The sequence below is a fragment of the Shimia sp. W99 genome (assembly GCF_053851455.3).
In genome coordinates, this window is record NZ_JBSQBU020000001.1 from 1,870,738 (window position 1) to 1,888,431 (window position 17,694).

General features: G+C 61.9%; 14 protein-coding genes. 5 read left to right on the plus strand and 9 right to left on the minus strand.

Annotated elements, in window-relative coordinates:
• Positions 1–31 precede the first annotated feature (31 nt).
• Genes ACS3QZ_RS09300 through hisC form a run of 3 tightly spaced genes read right to left on the minus strand, consistent with a single transcriptional unit; the run spans position 32 to position 2,927 of the window.
• Positions 32–925, minus strand: coding sequence for an extensin-like domain-containing protein (locus ACS3QZ_RS09300; protein ID WP_456037584.1), 894 nt, complete (start codon positions 923–925; stop codon positions 32–34).
• Positions 922–1,845: a prephenate/arogenate dehydrogenase family protein gene (locus ACS3QZ_RS09305; protein ID WP_456037585.1), complete on the minus strand. Its 924-nt coding sequence runs from the start codon at positions 1,843–1,845 to the stop codon at positions 922–924. The genes ACS3QZ_RS09300 and ACS3QZ_RS09305 overlap by 4 nt, the downstream gene beginning before the upstream one ends.
• Complete coding sequence (gene hisC, locus ACS3QZ_RS09310) at positions 1,842–2,927, minus strand: histidinol-phosphate transaminase (protein WP_456037586.1); 1,086 nt, start codon at positions 2,925–2,927, stop codon at positions 1,842–1,844. Before hisC ends, ACS3QZ_RS09305 begins: the two co-directional genes overlap by 4 nt.
• Before the next feature lie 287 nt (positions 2,928–3,214).
• On the opposite strand from hisC, the gene ACS3QZ_RS09315 reads away from it, so the two are divergent.
• Positions 3,215–4,012, plus strand: coding sequence for a L,D-transpeptidase (locus ACS3QZ_RS09315; protein ID WP_456037587.1), 798 nt, complete (start codon positions 3,215–3,217; stop codon positions 4,010–4,012).
• Between the two features lie 78 nt (positions 4,013–4,090).
• On the opposite strand, the gene rpsD is transcribed toward ACS3QZ_RS09315, so the two are convergent.
• Positions 4,091–4,711 carry a 30S ribosomal protein S4 gene (rpsD, locus tag ACS3QZ_RS09320; RefSeq protein WP_093090430.1) on the minus strand — a complete coding sequence of 207 codons (621 nt, stop codon included), beginning with the start codon at positions 4,709–4,711 and terminating at the stop codon, positions 4,091–4,093.
• Positions 4,712–4,952: 241 nt separating this feature from the next.
• Between rpsD and ACS3QZ_RS09325 the strand changes: the two genes are divergently transcribed.
• A complete protein-coding gene (locus ACS3QZ_RS09325) occupies positions 4,953–6,839 on the plus strand; it encodes an adenylate/guanylate cyclase domain-containing protein (RefSeq protein ID WP_456037588.1) in 1,887 nt (628 codons plus the stop codon).
• Positions 6,840–6,859: 20 nt separating this feature from the next.
• Here ACS3QZ_RS09325 and ACS3QZ_RS09330 read toward each other — a convergent pair whose 3' ends face one another.
• The 5 genes from ACS3QZ_RS09330 to ACS3QZ_RS09350 all read right to left on the minus strand — a co-directional run bounded on the left by ACS3QZ_RS09330 (position 6,860) and on the right by ACS3QZ_RS09350 (position 12,913).
• Positions 6,860–8,665 (minus strand): GAF domain-containing protein, encoded by a 1,806-nt coding sequence (locus tag ACS3QZ_RS09330; protein ID WP_456037589.1) that lies wholly within the window; start codon positions 8,663–8,665, stop codon positions 6,860–6,862.
• Positions 8,666–8,983: 318 nt separating this feature from the next.
• Positions 8,984–10,045 (minus strand): Hint domain-containing protein, encoded by a 1,062-nt coding sequence (locus ACS3QZ_RS09335; protein WP_456037590.1) that lies wholly within the window; start codon positions 10,043–10,045, stop codon positions 8,984–8,986.
• A gap of 174 nt (positions 10,046–10,219) precedes the next feature.
• Positions 10,220–11,068 (minus strand): peptidoglycan-binding domain-containing protein, encoded by an 849-nt coding sequence (locus ACS3QZ_RS09340; protein ID WP_456037591.1) that lies wholly within the window; start codon positions 11,066–11,068, stop codon positions 10,220–10,222.
• A 316-nt stretch (positions 11,069–11,384) separates the two neighbouring features.
• Positions 11,385–12,176, minus strand: a complete 792-nt coding sequence (locus tag ACS3QZ_RS09345) for a DUF2092 domain-containing protein (RefSeq protein ID WP_456037592.1) — start codon at positions 12,174–12,176, stop codon at positions 11,385–11,387.
• Positions 12,177–12,298: 122 nt separating this feature from the next.
• The gene (locus ACS3QZ_RS09350; protein ID WP_456037593.1) at positions 12,299–12,913 is read right to left on the minus strand and encodes a response regulator; all 615 of its coding nucleotides are present in this window, start codon (positions 12,911–12,913) and stop codon (positions 12,299–12,301) included.
• A gap of 283 nt (positions 12,914–13,196) precedes the next feature.
• Here ACS3QZ_RS09350 and ACS3QZ_RS09355 point away from each other — a divergent pair, with 283 nt between their 5' ends.
• The 3 genes from ACS3QZ_RS09355 (at position 13,197) to ACS3QZ_RS09365 (ending at position 17,691) form a co-directional block, all read left to right on the plus strand.
• Positions 13,197–13,718: a putative pterin-binding protein gene (locus ACS3QZ_RS09355; RefSeq protein WP_456037594.1), complete on the plus strand. Its 522-nt coding sequence runs from the start codon at positions 13,197–13,199 to the stop codon at positions 13,716–13,718.
• Between the two features lie 47 nt (positions 13,719–13,765).
• Positions 13,766–16,396 (plus strand): ATP-binding protein, encoded by a 2,631-nt coding sequence (locus ACS3QZ_RS09360; RefSeq protein ID WP_456037595.1) that lies wholly within the window; start codon positions 13,766–13,768, stop codon positions 16,394–16,396.
• A gap of 110 nt (positions 16,397–16,506) precedes the next feature.
• Positions 16,507–17,691, plus strand: a complete 1,185-nt coding sequence (locus ACS3QZ_RS09365) for a lipid-transfer protein (RefSeq protein WP_456037596.1) — start codon at positions 16,507–16,509, stop codon at positions 17,689–17,691.
• Positions 17,692–17,694 lie beyond the last annotated feature (3 nt).

Below are 17,694 nucleotides of genomic sequence, written 5' to 3' on the forward strand. Positions count from 1 at the left end.
ACGCCTTCACTTAACGGCGGGGGCCGTCAACCTATCGGCAATACGGCCCGCCCCGGTGGCGCGCGACGTCCAGATGGAAATGGTCCTTGTGATACCGATCCGCGCGCGGCCCCAGAACCGTGCCAAACGGGCCACAGGCGTTCTTGTGCATCTTCTTGAGAATGCGCCCCTTCTTGCCGCCGCCCCAGTCCTTCAGCACGGAAATCTCGTCCCCGTTCTTCAACCGGAACGCCGCGATGTCGATCGCGTTGCCCTTGCCATGTTCCGAAATCTTCGCGCCCTTGCGGTTGTTGCGCGTCCGGCAGGCATAGCCGGCGGCGACTTTCAACTCGACCACCCCGCCACCATAGCGCTTGACCGCTGGCTCCACACCATTCTCGATCCATTTGCTGAGCGACTGCGCCGTCTCACAGCGCATCACCGCGGGGGTGCTGAGCTTGACGCCATTCACCTCGTAAAGCTGGATCGCCCCCTTCGAGATGCCACAGCCCGCAACACGCGCGGGCACAGGTGCGATTTCCTTGCCGATCAGCTTGCGGTCCCGGCACAGGCGCACCATGCCATTGCCGACATTCTTGCCCTCTTTGGAGGGCTTCGCATCAAGCCCATCACGCTGCGGCATGGCCGCCTCCAGCGGGTCGAACGGTTGCGTCGGCGCGGGCTTGATGTCCGGTTTTTTCTTCGCCACCGGAGGCACCAGGGCCGCCGGGGCCACTGCCGCCGCCGCAGCCACCTTGCGTGTTTGGCGATCCGGGCGCACCACGGGCCGCACCGAACGATCCGGCGCGAAACTGGGCAAGGCCACCGGGAACACGTGCTCCCGCGTCACGGGGCGCAACGACCGCGTCGGCGCCCCGGCAAATGCCGCATCCATCAGGCAGAGTCCGGCTATGACACAGGCCGTTATCGCGGCCCGCCCTTTCATTTCCGGGGCGCTCCCCGTCCGAAATCGGGCGCGTCGGTATCCTGCCCGGCTTCGATGATGCCCCGGCGAATGGCGCGGGTATGGGTGAAATACTCAAACAGGTGATCGCCGTCACCCGTGCGAATGGCCCGCTGCAACGCGAAAAGTTCCTCGGTGAACCGCCCGAGAATCTCCAGCGTTGCGTCCTTGTTGGTCAGGAACACGTCCCGCCACATGGTCGGATCACTTGCTGCGATCCGGGTGAAATCCCGGAAACCGGCGGCGGAATACTTGATGACTTCGCTATCCGTCACCCGGCGCAGGTCATCCGCGACACCCACCATCGTATAGGCGATCAGGTGCGGCGTGTGGCTGGTCACGGCAAGCACTAGGTCATGATGATCCGCGTCCATCTCGTCGACATTGGCGCCCATCCCCTCCCAAAGCGCGCGCAAGGTCGCGACTGCTTCGGCATCGGTGTCCTCATCCGACGGCACGATGATGCACCAGCGGTTGTCAAACAGCTCGGCAAACCCCGATTCCGGCCCGGAATGTTCGGTCCCGGCCAAGGGGTGCGCGGGCACGAAATGCACGCCTTCGGGAAGATGCGGCGCCACCGCCTCGATCACCGACCGCTTGACCGACCCCACATCCGACACGGTCGCACCGGGTTTGAGCACGGGCGCAATCTCTTCGGCCACGGCCCCCATCGCACCCACCGGCACGCACAGAACCACGAGGTCCGCGCCTTGGGCCGCTTCGGCGGCGCTGTCGCACACCCGGTCACACAAACCGATCTCGCGCGCCTTCTCGCGGGTCGCCTCGGTGCGGGCATAGCCCGTCACCTCCCCCACGAGACCACCGCGCTTGATGGCCCAATACATCGACGAGGCAATCAGCCCCAAACCGATCAGCGCAACGCGGTCATAAATCTGGCTCATCGCGCACCGTCCTTGAATTGGCCGATCGCATGCGCAACGCGGCGGCACCCGGCCTCGTCGCCAACGGTGATCCGCAAACAATTGGGCAGGCCGTACCCCGCCACACGGCGCACGATGATGCCCTGCGATTTCAGATACTCGTCACAGGCTTCGGCCTCATCCTGATCCGCGAAACGCGCCAGGATGAAGTTGGCGGTCGAGGTGTCCGACGGCACCCCCAGCTCGGCCAGCGCCTCGGCCAGCCACGCGCGCAGGCGGGTGTTCTCGCTGCGGCATTTCTCGACCCATGCCTGATCCCGCACCGCCGCCTCTGCCACCGTCAGCTGCACGGTCGAGAGGTTGAACGGCTGGCGCAGCCGGTTCAGCACGTCGATGATCTCTTTCGGCGCATACCCCCAGCCGACGCGCAACCCACCCAGCCCGTAGATCTTGGAAAAGGTCCGTGTCATCACCACGTTGTCACGCGATTCCACCAAGGCCGCGCCGCCGTCATGCCCCTCGACATACTCGGTATAGGCCCCGTCATGCACAAGGATCGCCCCCTCGGGCAGACCGTCCGCCAGACGCGCCACCTCGGCTGTGCCGATCATTGTCCCCGTCGGGTTGGCCGGGTTGGCGATGAACACGATCTTGGTCTTCTTGGTGCAGGCCGCGAGGATCGCATCCACATCCACGATCCGCTCGCGTTCGGCCACTTTGACCGGGGTCGCCCCAACCATGCGCGCCAGAATGGGATACATGGAAAACCCGTGCTCGGTGTAAACCACCTCGTCACCCACGCCCGCATAGGCTTGCGTCACGAATTGCAACACCTCGTCCGACCCGACCCCGCAAATGATGCGTTCGGCATCGAGCTTGTGCACCTCGGCAATCGCTGCACGCAGGCTGGCATGGTCCGTATTCGGGTAACGATGCAGCGCGTGGCCGGTCTTGGCGTGGGTCTGTTTCACCACGTCCGAGCTCCCGAACGGGTTCTCGTTCGACGACAACTTGACCACGTCGGACACGCCCTCAACACTGGACGATCCGCCAACATACAATTCGATATCCAGAATACCGGGCTGCGGCTTAATACGGGGCATCAATAAACTCTCCTGCTACGCCACGCTATTTAGCCCTGCGCCATCGTATTGGAAAGCAGGGAACGCCGCATTGAGGTGCAAATGCGCCTTGTTGGCAACGCCGCCCTGCCCTGATCCTATTTCCGTTGGTGCTTCCGCCGCCTGCGCGGGACATCCTGTCGCGCCCGCCGGACACACCTCGCCACTTTGCCACTGGTCGGGACGCACTCCGCTCTTGCGATGAATGCCGTGATCCCCCTAACCTGCTCACACCTGCCGCCACGGAATACATCTTCAGAAAGACATTTATGACCTTCCCGACACTCCGCGCCCTTTTCGCCTGTTTCTGCCTCACCCTGATCGCGGCCTGCGCCGATCCCCAGGCCAAGACCCCGGACGCCTATGCCAGCTTCATCGACGGCGACATTACCCTGCCCGAAGTGCCGCCCGAATATCTCGAAGCCCCCAACCGCCGCGTCATCCTTCCTTACGAGGGCGAGGAAGAGCCCGGCACCATCGTCGTCGACCCCTATGCCAAGTTCCTCTACTACGTCGAAGACGACGGCACCGCGACGCGTTACCCGGTCGCCGTGGGCCGCGAGGGGCGCGGCTTCAAGGGCGAAGGCGTGATCAAGCGCAAGGAAGAATGGCCCGGCTGGACCCCGACCGCCAACATGCTCAAGACCGAACCCGAGGTTTATGGCCCCTTTGCCCGCGGCATTCCCGGCGGCGTGGCCAGCCCGCTTGGCGCCCGTGCCCTGTACCTCTATCGTGGCGGCAAGGACACGCGCTATCGCATCCACGGCACCAATGACATGGAATCCATCGGCAACGCCAATTCCGCTGGCTGTATCCGCATGTTCAATCAGGATGTCATTCACCTCGCCGACCGCGTCGACCTCGGCACACAGGTCAAGGTGCGCTCATACGAGGAATCGGTCGAGATCGAAGGCGTTGAGATGGCCAACCGCGGTCAGGAATTGCCGCCCAAGATCGTCAACCCCGACATCGTCTATGCCGCCGTCGCCGATCAGGAACGCCTGCGCGTGATGCGCGAAACCCAGCGCAAGCTGGAAGAAGAAGAGAAAGCCGAAGAGGACGGCTGATACCCGTCATCACAACCACGAAAAAACCCGCTGCGACATCGCAGCGGGTTTCTTTTTGTTTGCTGGTGCAGGCGAAGATTAGTTCTTCGCGTAGAATTCGACCACGAGGTTCGGTTCCATCATCACCGGGTACGGCACGTCCGACAGGCCGGGGGTGCGTACGAAAGTGGCGGTCATTTTGCTGTGGTCGGCGTCGATGTAATCCGGAACATCACGCTCGGCCAGCTGAACAGCTTCCAGAACAACGGCGAGTTGCTTGGACTTGTCACGCACTTCAACCACGTCACCCTCTTTCACACGGTAGGAGGGGATGTTGACGCGCTTGCCGTTGACCAGAACATGGCCGTGGTTCACGAACTGACGTGCAGCGAAAACGGTCGGCACGAACTTGGCGCGGTAAACAACTGCATCCAGGCGGCGTTCCAGCAGACCGATCAGGTTTTCACCGGTGTCGCCTTTGACACGCTCGGCTTCGGCATAGATGCGGCGGAACATTTTCTCGGTCATGTCGCCATAGTAGCCCTTGAGCTTCTGCTTGGCGCGCAGCTGGGTGCCGAAGTCCGACAGTTTGCCCTTGCGGCGCTGACCGTGCTGGCCGGGGCCATAATCACGACGGTTGACGGGGGATTTGGGGCGACCCCAGATGTTTTCGCCCATGCGGCGATCGATTTTGTACTTGGCAGACGTGCGTTTGGTCACGGCTGATCTCCTTCGTTCAGGTTTCGAAGGGCGTTGTCCTCTTGCCGGATTTGGCCGACATGACAGGCATCCTCTTGCGAGGGCCACCAACACCAATGAAGCCGCGCGTATACAGCAGCCTGCGGGGGAGTCAAGCGTCCTATGCGGTTTTGCCGCGTCGCCTGCAATTCCATCTGCGCTGCCCCCTTATCATTGGGCTTTTGGGCCGAAGCAATATACACTGCGCGCAGAGAGGGTACACTTGGAACGACGATTGACCGCGATCCTTGTTGCCGACATGGTCGGCTACTCGCGCCTGATGGAGCAGGACGAGTCGGGTACGATTTTGCGACAGAAGGCCCACAGGTCCGCGCTCATTGATCCTTCCCTGACCGCCCATAAGGGTCGCGTGGTCAAGACAACCGGGGACGGGTTACTCGCGGAGTTTCCCAGCGTGGTCGAGGCCGTCTCCTGTGCCGTGGAAATTCAACGTGAAATGGCCCTGCGAGAGGTCGATCACGCTCCGGAGACGCGTATTGAGTACCGCATCGGCATCCATCTCGGCGATGTGTTCCACGAAGACGGTGACATCCATGGTGACGGCGTCAACATCGCCGCGCGCCTCGAAGCACTGGCGCACCCCGGCGGCATTTGCCTCTCCGGCGACGCCTATAATCAATTGCGCGGCGTGACGGATGTCGGGTTTGAAGACCTGAACGAAGTGCAGGTCAAAAACATCGCGCGCCCCATCCGCGCATGGCGTATCTTGCTCGATCCGGCTCAGGACGGGATCAAAGCCAAAACCCCGATGACGCGCCAACGTAAATGGAGTCTGGCCGCCCTCGTACTTGTCATTTCGATCGGTCTGCTGTTGGGAGGCTACTGGTGGTCGCGTGACCCGTCCGACTTTAAACCGGTTGACCCGGCGAACATGGCGCTGGAACTGCCCAGCAACCCGTCGATCGCGGTACTGCCCTTCACAATGACGGGTGATGCCAATGGTCGGGACTGGATCGCTGACGCCATTTCCGAAAGCATCATTTCCACGCTGTCTCTGTCCCCGGACATGGTCGTCCTATCACGCTCGACAACCTTTGCCTACAAGGGCCAAAAGCCCGACCCCGCCCAAATCGCCAGCGACCTTGGTGTGCGCTATATCCTCAGCGGATCGGTGGTCAGCCTCGGGGAAAAACTGCGCGTCACCGCAGAACTCGCGGACGCGATCAAGGGTGAACAGATCTGGTCGCTGCAACGCGTCAGCACGCTTGACGACCTTTTTGACCTGCAAGACACCATCTCACGCCAGATATTCGAAGAAATGTCCGTTTCTCTCACGCTCGGTGAGGACACCCGGACCTGGCTTGAGCTGGCCGGTGGGTTTGAAAACTATGTTCAGGTCATCAACGGGCGCGCCGAATTCCAGAAATTCAGCCCCGAAGGCCACGCCAATGCCGGGCGCATCTATGCCAACCTGCTGCGCAACAATCCCGATCAGCCGATTGCCAACTACCTGATGGGCTGGCTGTACTGGCAAAAGGTCATCATCGGCCTCAGCCAGGATCGTTCCGCGGACCTGGCCACCGCACAACGTTTTGTGGACAAGGCACTGGCGACACAAGAATTCTCCGAGGCCTACACGCTTGCCGCTGTTCTGGCCCTTGAAAACAAGCTGCACGCCAAGGCCATTGTTTTTGCCGACAAGGCGCTGGCCCTTTCACCGGGCAGCGCCGAAGCAAACGCCATTGGCGGCTGGGTCAAGGCGGCAAGTGATCAACCCCGCGAAGGGTTGCACCACATGGAACTGGGCATGCGGCTCGAACCGGACTACCCCGAATGGCTGCCCGCAGCGGTCAATTTCGCGCGCCTCGAACTGGGTCTTTACAAAGACGCCGCACGTCTGGCACGCGAGGTACTGGCCTCCGACACGCAGGATGTCCGCGCCAAGCCCTATGCCGCCAGCATGCTCGTGGCCGTTGCCGTTTTTCAGGGCGACCTCGAAGAGGCCAAAAGCCGGGCGAAAGATTTCTTGGAACGCGTTCCACACGCCAGCGCCGCCTACGCGAGGAAACTGCGCTGGCAATACAAGAACCAGGATTTTGTCGATCAATACGCCAATGCGTTGGTTCAGGCAGGCATTCCCGAAAACTGACATCATGCGGGGGCGATGTCTCAAACCGTTACGCCGTCGGACAACCTGAAAACTTCGAGCGGTTCCCGGATGCCCTTGAGCGTGACCTTTCCAACCGAAACAGACGGAAAATCATCCTCCACGGCGATGGCCGCGCGCGTGCTCAACAGGATCTCCCCGTCCTTTGCCATTTCGCACAGCCGCGAGCCGATATTGATCGCTGTGCCCGAGGCCGTGTAATCCGACCGCCCCTCGAAACCGACCATGCCCACGGTTGCATATCCAAGTGACACACCAACCCCAAACCCCAGCCGGTAGCCCATGCGCTTCCATGTCCGGCACAGCTCGACCATGCGGCCACGCATCGCCACAGCCAGCCGCACGGCATCCCCCGCGGGGTCTTCACAGGGCAGCGGATCATTGAACAGAACCATGATCCCATCCCCCATACGATGATCCACCCCGGCCCCGTGCGCATTGATCAGCTTGCCCATCTCCTGATGATAGGTTTGCAGAACTTCGATGGTTTCTTCCGGCTCGGCGGTCTCGCAAAACGCCGTAAAACCGCGAATGTCACAAAACAGCACCCCCAGAAGCGCCCGATGGCTCTTCAGCATCTTCTCCGATCCCGAGGACACGACCGTATCGGCCACGGCGGCAGGCAGAAAGCGCTTGAGCCGCCCCATCCGCTCGATCTCGGCAACCTGTGTCTCGACCCGGTCCGCCAATTCGGCGTTCAACGTCTCAAGCGCCCGAAACTGCCGCACGTTCTCGATGGCGATCACGGCCTGTGCGGCAAAGGTTTCAACCAACGCAATCTGATCCTCGGCAAAAGGGATCGGCTCTTTGCGGAACAGCACCAGGCACCCCAGACTCTTCTGGCTGGATATCAGCGGGACGGCAAGAAAGGCGCGGATGCCTTCGTCGTCAACCACTGCCCGTGTCATGGGATCACCCGCGCGGTAGCGATCTGTCTCGCGCAGGTCAGCCACCTGCGCGACCTTGCCGTCGCGCACAGCGCCAACATGCAGTAAGTCACTGTCGAGCGGCCAGACCCAGTGGCTCGACGGTGTCATCCGCGCGCTCGGTCCCCAGGTCGCCACTTCGCGCAGGGTCTGACTGTCTTCGTCGACAAGATCCAGATCCGCGAGTTGCGCATCACAAAGCCGCGCAGCACTGCGCAGGATGACATCAAAGACGGGCAGGTCATCGCTCCGACTGCGACTGATCACCCGCAGCACCTCGCCGGTCGCACGCTCGCGTTCAAGCCGGGTCTGCACCTCTCGAAATTGGCGGACGTTTTCGATAGCGATGACCGCCTGCGCCGCAAAGGTTTCAACGAGCGCAATTTCATCGTCTGAAAACGGTCTGACCTCCTTGCGGCTCAGGGCGATGGCGCCGATGGCCCGCGGCCCGTGCATCAGGGGAACGATCAGCCATGAGCGCACCCCCTCCACGTCAACCACGTGTTTGATGACCGGGTCTTCCTGCCGGTAGAAATCCGTGCTGCCCAGATCAGCGATGTTGATCGTGATGCCGGTGCGTATGACCTCAGGGATCGGTCGGCCGCTGTTCAGGGGCGCAGAGCCGCCCACGCGAAAGGCCGTTTCGTCAAATCCCCAGTAAGAGGCAATTTCGAAATGCGTGCGCGCTGCATTCGCAAGTTGCAGCGACGCCTGGCTGGCGGAACACAGGTCCACAGCCTGACTGAGGATGGCTTCGAACACGGGGCCTTCGTCGTCGCGCGACGATTGAATGATCTCGAGAATACGCCGCGTCGCCAGTTCACGCTGAAGCCCGCGACGCAGTTCCTCAACCAAGCTTTCCAGTGTCGACTCTTTCTCCATGCCCGGCCTGACCTGTGTTGCGCCCCGAGAGACAGTATCAACAGGCTATAGACGCAAGTCGCAGCTTTCCAGCCTCTCGCACGATTCGAAAGGACCTGCTTCAACCACGGCAAAGCGTGGACGGGCTACACCTTAAATCGACTTCAAAACACCGTTCGGCAGCTTAAGCACGGCCTCGACGGCGTTCCATACCGACGCAATACCGACGTGATACCGACGCAATACCGAACGCGGTTTTGCCTGTTAACCAAGGCCAGAACCCGCGATTCGGCCCGCGCGCCGCGTCATGGGCGCCCGGTTCGTTAACCTTTGCGCGCCTCACGCTACATCATGCATCAGGATTGCCGCCTCTGACCGGCTCAGGTTGCGCCGCGCATATGGCCCGTACTCATGCGGGTTATGCGCCAGACCCGGCAGCATCTGCAGCAGGCGACCGCGGTCCCTGGCCTCAAGCGTCTGCAACGACGCGCTGGCCGGGTGGAAGCTCTCGGTCTCGACCCCGTTGGCCCAGATCACCTCGTGTCCCGGCAGCAACAGGTGCACATAAGTCACTTCCCGCAAGGCATGATCCACCGCGATGGTCGACCCGTTCACAAGATCCTTGGCCTGCACCAGCACTTCGGACGTGTTGAACAGGGCCCGTGCCACGGCCCCCTTCACCAGCATCCGGTGCTCGGGCGAAACGATCAGCTCCTCGTCGGGGCGTTCAATGCCCAGCGCGCCGGGCCGCATCCGGATCGGTCGCAGCTTCGGCATTGCGAACAACCGCGCGCCGGTCATGCGTCGGCTGCCGATCCAGCAGACCTCCTGAGCCCCGTTATCCTTGGTCAGCACCCGGTCGCCTTCGCGCAGGTCTTCAATCCGGCGCGGACCATTCGGCGTTGCGATCCTGGTACCGGGCGTGAAACAGATCACGCCGCCCTCCGGCGTGGCCCCACGATGGCTTTCCAGGGCTTCCATTGAATGGTGGACGACCCACAAGTCTTTGTTTTTCGGGGGAAGTTCATCAAGGAACATCAATAGGGGCGCACTGCCCTGCACCTCGATCACCGTCGCCGTGTAGCTGCCTGTCCCGTCCGTGATCACGAACCCGCCTTCCAGCAACGGTTCCTCCACGTCCACGTCATCCACCGTGGTGGTATTGTTCACCGCTGCCCCAACCAGCCGGCGCACCATGCGTGCCGCCCGCTTGCGGATGTTTGCCCCTTCTTCCCCCTGGTCGAGTCGCAGAAGCCCATTGGGACCGTCCACGCGTACCGCGTCCCCATGCCACGACCACACCACGCCTGTTTCCAGCGTTTGCTCCGGTGCGGCCACAAGACCGTCCACTTCTGTTTGCGACCAGGAGATGACAAACGTGCCACGAAAGCCCGTTTCCATTGCCTGATAACCTGCCATTTCTTTTTTTATTATCGGCAGGATAGCAGGCCCGAATCAGACTGCAAAGAGGGCAAATTGTGAAAAGTTAACGCAGGCGCATTTCGGACTCAGGGTCCTCCAGAGGCCCAAGGTCAACAGGCCCGGCATCCGCCTCTACGGGTGCCGGGCCTCTGGTCAGTCGCTTGTGGCCTCGCTCGGCGCAGCCTCACTGCCCTCTTCGGCCGACGATGGTTCCGTCGCCGCATCACCTTCCGCAGAAGGCGCCGCAGGCGGCACGTCGAACCCTAGCAGCTCGGCCGTATCCCGGTCCACGTAACCCGTCTGCTCCAGTCCGTTGTCATACTGGAACCACAGGATCGCGGTTTCCGTGTCGGACCCGAACACGCCATCGACGGCCCCAACGTCATACCCGGCCGCAACAAGCTGGTTCTGCAGATCCCGCACGACCTGGCCCCGTGTCATCGGTGACGTCAGTGCCAGTCCGATCACCGTTTGCGGTTCGGCATTGGCCTCTTCCTCGGGGTCTGACACGATTTCATAGACTTGCTGGTCGTCCTTGTACGTCGCGCGGTAAAGCACCCCGTCGCACAGGTACAGCGTCTCCCCGTTCTCCGTCACCTTCTGGCACGACTTGTCCGAGGGCAGCGACGTCACATAAACCAGCGTCGCGCCGGCGACCAGCGCGGTAAAGTACCATCCCCAATCCGGGTACCAGTAATAGCGCCCCCAATGCGGATGCGGCGGGCGATAATAGGGCGGGCGGTACGCCGGTGGGCGCCAGTAAGGCGGGCGATGTCCCGGCGGACGCCATCCGGGCGGGCGCCCTCCCGGCGGGCGATACCCCGGCGGACGGTGCCCCGGCGGACGGTATCCGGGCGGGCGTGTGCCCGGCGGACGGCTTCCCGGTGGCCGGGCCCCGGGCGGACGGCTCCCCGGCGGGCGGCTTCCTGGCGGGCGTGTGCCCGGCCGATCGACCGGTCTCGTACTGGGCCGGTTCACCGGCTGTGTCGAAGGGCGGGTCACAGGCTGTGTCGACGGCCGTGTGACCGGTTTCGTCGACGGCCTGTTTACGGGTTTCGTCGACGGTCGCGTCGCCGGTTTGGGCGCCGGCCGCGTCGCCGGTCGGGTACTGGGCCTGGGCGCAGGTCGCGCGGCGGGCCGTGTGCGCGCCCCGCTGGGTCGGCTCGCGGGGCGGTGCGAATATCCCCCCCGTGCACCCGGCGCCACACGCCCTTGCGCAAAAGCAAGGTCCGGACCGCCAAAGCCACCAACAAAAACCACCGGCCCCTGGGTCAGGGCGATGCTGAAGGACAATATCCAGACAAACAGGCGTTTCATGTCATTCCTCTCCCCCGAAGCTTCCGTCAAATCCGTCCTGCTTGGGCCAGACAAGGCGCGTGGCATCGTCATCCGCAACAAAGCTGAACGCACTGTCACTCAGTTCCGGATCGAAATCCCAGTCCGAGAAATAGGCGCGGAACTGCGGCCAGCCCTGTTTGTAGGGTTCGGTACCCACCATCATCAGGGGGACAGGCTGCTCCTCATCCGAAACCCATAGCTGAAGGTCAAAATCATAGGTCGACAAGGCGATATGGTGGCTCGTCTGACCCGCAAACCGCTTGATCCCCAGATACGCCGCCGCCGTCACGCCCTCCAGCAGGCGGTCTCCATTATCCGTCACGAGCATCTGCCAGATGGGCAAGGCCGAGTCGTATTCGGCAGCGATCCGGTCTGCCAGATCGTCGAACGAGCCCAGGAATGGCACATCAACATAAGCGTTCTGCTCTGCCAGGTAGACGGTCAATACAGACTGGTCGAAAAAGAACTCGCGGGTACCCTGCTCCTGTTCGGCATAGGCGTAATACCCCTGCCCCCGCGCCAAAAGCACCGTTCCGCTGCGCACATGTGTCACGATTTCGCGCCCATCCGCCACCTCGTCGAACGAGACGAACCAGTTGACCGCAAGATTGGGCTGCTCTGCGACGGTCTGCGCTGCCGCCCGCACCCACTGAACGGCTTCCGGGTCGATCGCTGGCGTTTCCTGAGCCTCGGACGCCTCCTGAGCTTGAAGCGGACCGCATAACAAGCCAATCAGCGCCACGGCCCGGCCCAGTCCTGAAATTCGCATCATCACCTCTCCCCGACTCTGTCAAATACGCGCAGTCCGGGAACAGCTTAGCCCCGAACAGGCAAAACGCGAAGGAATTGAGTGCCAGAGGCGATGACGACTTGTCTCTCCTGTAATCTGCCGCCTCAGAAAAGCCCCTCTTCGCGCGCAATCAACGCCGCCTGCGTCCGGTTGGACGCGCCGATCTTGCGGTAGAGCGTTTTCACGTGCAGCTTGATCGTCGGTTCCGAAAGCTCCAGATCCCGCGCGATTTCCTTGTTGGCTTTGCCTTCGGACAGACCTCGCAACACCTGCAATTCCCGTGTGGTCAGTTTCTCGGCCAGCGGATGCGACGAAGCATCCGACTCGCCGGTCATGAACTCCACCGGTACGTATTGCTCGCCCATGGCCATGAACCGTATGGCGTTGACCAATGATTTCGCAGGCAGGGTCTTGGGGACAAAGCCGATGGCCCCGGCCTCCAGCGCCGCCTCCACAACCGAACGGCTCGCCTCGCCCGAAATCAGCGCCACATGCGGCGCTCCGGCCTGCGCCAGCGCGCGCTTAACGCCCTTCAGCCCGTCCATGCCCGGCATGTTGTAATCCAAAAGCACGAGGTCAAAAGGCCCCTCGGCGGTGATCGATGCCAATGCCTGCCCAAGATCCGGCGCAGTCCGGGTTTCGATATCGCCCGCCCCTTCGACAAAAGCGACCAGCGTATCGCGCAACAAATCATGGTCGTCTGCAATCAGAATTTTCAAAATGATGCCCTCAACAATGGCGCCACTTTAGCGCATGTCTCCCCATCCTGATCAAGATGGAAAAGGCCTGATTTCATTCGGATTGTCCGGTAACTGCCAGTTTCCGGGCCCATGTATGCCCGCGACACCACGAGTCACCTCTGCCCCCGCGCGAACATACGCTCCAGTATAGCATACCATACCAGACCTATCCTTTCGGATAGGTAATTATCCCTATGCCCAATACCGAAGACCTGTGCCATTGTGTCATATTATGGAGACAAAGATTGAGGAACCCGAGCAGATGCGCCTTTTGAGATGGGTATTTTTCGCCCTGACCGTCTGCCTCATGCTACCACTCACGACCGCCGCAATGGCGGAGGACGCCATGGTGAAGCCCACCGGAAGCGTAGTTCTGACCGTGTCGGGCAAAATAAGCGCGACGAATTCGGGTGACACGGCTCAGTTCGATCTGGAGATGTTGCGGGCGCTTCCCGCACGCAGCTTCTCGACAACCACCTTATGGACCGAGGGAGTCCGTAAGTTCACGGGTGTACCATTGGCAGTGCTGCTTGAAAGTCTGGGGACTTCAGGCAGCACTGTTGATGCTTGGGCCATCAACGACTACCTCGCAGAATTCGACATCTCCGAACTCGAACCGGATGCCCCGATCATTGCCTATGAAATGGACGGAGCTCCGATGTCCCGCCGGGACAAGGGACCGCTCTGGGTTGTGTACCCGTATGACTCCGCATCGCGCTATCGAACGGAGCTCGTGTATGCCCGGAGCATCTGGCAACTCGACAGGCTCGAAGTCCTCGAATAACCTCACGGCATGACACTTCGGTCAGCTTCCAGCAGATTTTTGCCCTCTTGCTCTACCGCCCCCCGAATCGTTTCCGCGCGGGAACCGGCGGGATCACACAGGGGCAGGCGGTGATGGCGCGGCGCGGTATCACCATATTCCGGCGCGGCTGGCGCCTTGGCGCTTTCCTCGCACTTCTCGCCGGGATTCTGCTCGTACTCGCGGTGTTTGTATCCATCGAGGTCCGCACCAACCTCAACCGCCTGAACTCGGCCAGTTCCGACAACATCCAATGGACGCTCAGCCAGATCGAAGTGGAAATGCTCGAACTGACAGGCGCCCTGATCGAAGCCCGGTATCAGGGCGCGCCCGACCTCGAGCGGATCAGGTTGGAGTTCGACATCCTTTACAGCCGGGTTCAATCTCTCCACGGCTCGCCGGTCTATGGGCAGATCACAGAATACCCGCCGTTTAGGGCCTCGCTCGATGCCACGCAAAGTTTTCTGGATGAAACTGTGCCCCTGATGGACGGACCAGACGCCGCGTTGCAGTCCGCGCTGCCGGCGCTGCTCACAACCGCCAAGAACCTGCGCGACGACGTGCGCAAGCTCGCGGTCGTCGGGATTGGAGGGTTTGCCCAGAAGTCGGACGAACGCCGCGCCGACGTCGCCAATACGCTCATCCGGTTGGCGGCCCTTGCGGTCATGCTGCTTGGCGCCCTCGTCGCGTTGATTTTCTACATGCTTTCGATCCTGCGGAAGGCCCGCGCGCGCGGCGCGGCCTTGTCGCAGGCCAACAAGCGCACCAATACCATTCTCACGACCTCGCTGGACGGTGTCATCGTGGCCGACCCCTCGGGCTGGGTGATTGAATTCAATCCTGCGGCGCAGGACATTTTCGGAATGACCCAGGAGCAGGCGCGCCGTCACCGGATATCCGACCTGTTCCTGACCGATGCGCTCCTACCATCCCGCCTCATCCGCCAGGACAAGGCATCCGAGGCCACCAAGAACCCCATCATCGGACAAGGGCGCGTCCAACTTGACGCCGTGCGCGCCAATGGCGAGGTCTTCCCGGCGGAAATCTCGGTACAGTCGGCCTTTGATGGTCGCCACGATCTCTATATCGCCTTCCTGCATGACATCTCCAAGCGGGTGGCCGACGAACAGGAACTGGTCGGCGCGCGCGACCGCGCGCTTGCGGGGGAACAGGCCAAGGCCGACTTCCTCGCCGTTATGAGCCACGAAATCCGTACGCCCCTGAACGGTCTTCTGGGCAACCTGTCGCTGCTCGAGGACACGCCGCTCACGCCCGATCAGGCGCAGTTCGCGCGGAACATGGAGATATCGGGCAAGATCCTGCTGCGTCACGTTGACAGCGTGCTCGACATTGCCCGCTTCGAAGCGGACAGATCCGACCCCAAGACGGTGCCGACGAACCTCACGGAACTGGTGCAGAATGTTGTCGACAGCCAGTTAGGGCTGGCGGAAAGACAAGGGGCGACCCTCGACTGGCATTGGGAGGGCAACGCCCTGCAATGGGCCGAAGTTGCACCAGCCGCGCTTGAACAGGTGCTGCTCAACCTCGTGGGCAATGCCATCAAGTTCACCCCAAAGGGCCGGATCATCATTGAGCTCGAGGCCACCAAACCGGTTGCCTCCCCGCAACACCTGCTGGAAGTTCGCGTGATCGACACCGGGATCGGCATTCCCGAAAGCGATCTGGAACTCGTGTTTCAGGACTTCGTCACCCGCGACACGTCGTTCGGGCGGTTGGCGGGTGGGACAGGGCTGGGACTTGGCATCGCGCTCCGCATCGTTGAATCCATGGGGGGTGAAATTGGCGTCGAGAGCACCGAAGATGTCGGCAGCGTATTCTGGTTTCGCCTGCCCGTCACTGCAAGCGCACCACCGGACGCCAACGAACAAAGCACCGGAAAACACCGAGCGATGCGCGCGCTCGACGTTCTGCTCGTCGAAGACAATCAAATCAATCGCGACGTCACTTGCGAAATGCTGCGACGCGCGGGACACAATGTCATGTGCAGCCCCGACGGTGCGTCCGGGGTCGAGAACGCCCGCGTAAAACGCTTTGATTTGATCCTCATGGACATTTCGATGCCCGTGATGGACGGCTTTCAGGCGACCGAGCAGATCCGCAACACCCCCGGCGCCTCTCGCGACACGCCGATCATCGCCTTTTCCGCCAATGTCCTGCCTTCCGACCGGGAAAAGATTGCGCAGGCAGGCATGAACGGACTTCTCAGCAAGCCCCTCATACTCGACCACCTGAAATCGGCCATCGCGGGTGTTTTTGACAGCGCCATGGCCACCGCTCCGTCGGACGTGACCGGCGCGTTGATCGACCTGCCCCACCTCACGGCAACCCGCGAAGAGTTGGGTGACGAGATGTTCGCCTCCCTGTTGACCCGCTTCGTGGCCGAGCTGAAGGAGACGGTTGACGCGCTCACCTCGGGGGCGCCCGATCATCCACCGCTTCCTGAAATTGCCGCCTCCAGCCACAAAGCCGCCGGCAGCGCCGTTTTCTTCGGGGCGACCAGGCTGCACGGCGCGCTCGCCCGGATCGAAACGGCCGCCAAGGCGGGGCAATCCGAGACCATCACGCAGGAACTGCGCGCTCTGCCCGGTTTATGGACCGCCACCAGGGACGTGCTGCATTCGCACCTGCCTGACATGTGACCCTACGTCAAACGGGATTGGGACACAGCGTCACCAGTGGTCCTACGGATTGATCAGGGAAGCACCAAGCCGGATACTCTTGTCCAACACGTGGATTCGAGGAGGAAACCATGACCAATCAAGCCATTGTTGCCGGTGTCGGCATGATCAAGTTCGCCAAACCCGGCGCGTCTGACAGCTATGACCAGATGGGCGCCGCCGCCGTGCGCGATGCGCTGGCCGACGCGGGCCTCAGCTATGATGACGTCCAGCAGGCCTATGCCGGTTACGTCTACGGCGACAGCACCTGTGGCCAAAAAGCGCTCTATCACGTCGGCATGTCGGGCATCCCGATCGTCAACGTGAACAACAACTGTTCCACCGGCTCAACCGCGCTGTTTCTCGCCCGTCAGGCCATTGAACACGGCATTGCCGATTGTGTGCTTGCCGTTGGTTTCGAACAGATGCAGCCCGGCGCGCTCGGGAGCCATTGGCTCGACCGCCCCACCCCGTTTGACGATTTCGACGCCGAAACCGACGCGCTTGTCGGCAATGGTCAGGTGCCGCTGGCGCTGCGCTATTTCGGTGGCGCGGGCAAATCCCACATGGAGAAATACGGCACCACGCTCAACGATTTTGCCAAGATCCGCGCCAAGGCCAGCCGCCATGCCGCCAACAACCCGCTGGCGCTCTTCAACAAGGAAGTCACCGAGGATGAAGTCATGGCCGCCCCGATGATGTGGGACGGCGTGATGACCCGCCTGATGGCCTGCCCCCCGACCTGCGGCGGCGCGGCGGCGATCCTCTGCTCGGAAAGCTTTGCCCGGAAACATGGCATCGACACCAAGGTGAAGATCACGGCACAGGCCATGACCACCGACTACCCCTCAACCTTCGAAGCCCACGACATGATGCAGCTTGTCGGCTATGATATGTCCAAAGCCGCGCGCGAACAGGTCTGCGAACAGTCCGGCGTCGATATCAAGGATGTGGACGTGGTCGAAATGCACGACTGTTTCACCCATAACGAACTGATCACCTACGAGGCCCTTGGCCTGTGTCCCGAAGGCGAAGCTCAGAAATTCATTGCCGATGGAGACAACACCTATGGCGGCCAGTTCGTGACCAACCCGTCCGGCGGACTGCTGTCCAAGGGCCATCCCCTTGGCGCGACCGGGCTGGCGCAATGCTACGAGCTGACCCACCAGCTGCGCGGCACCGCCGAACGGCGACAGGTCGAAGGCGCCCGCACCGCCCTGCAACACAACCTTGGTCTGGGCGGCGCCTGCGTGGTCACGCTCTATCAGGCGGCCTGATCC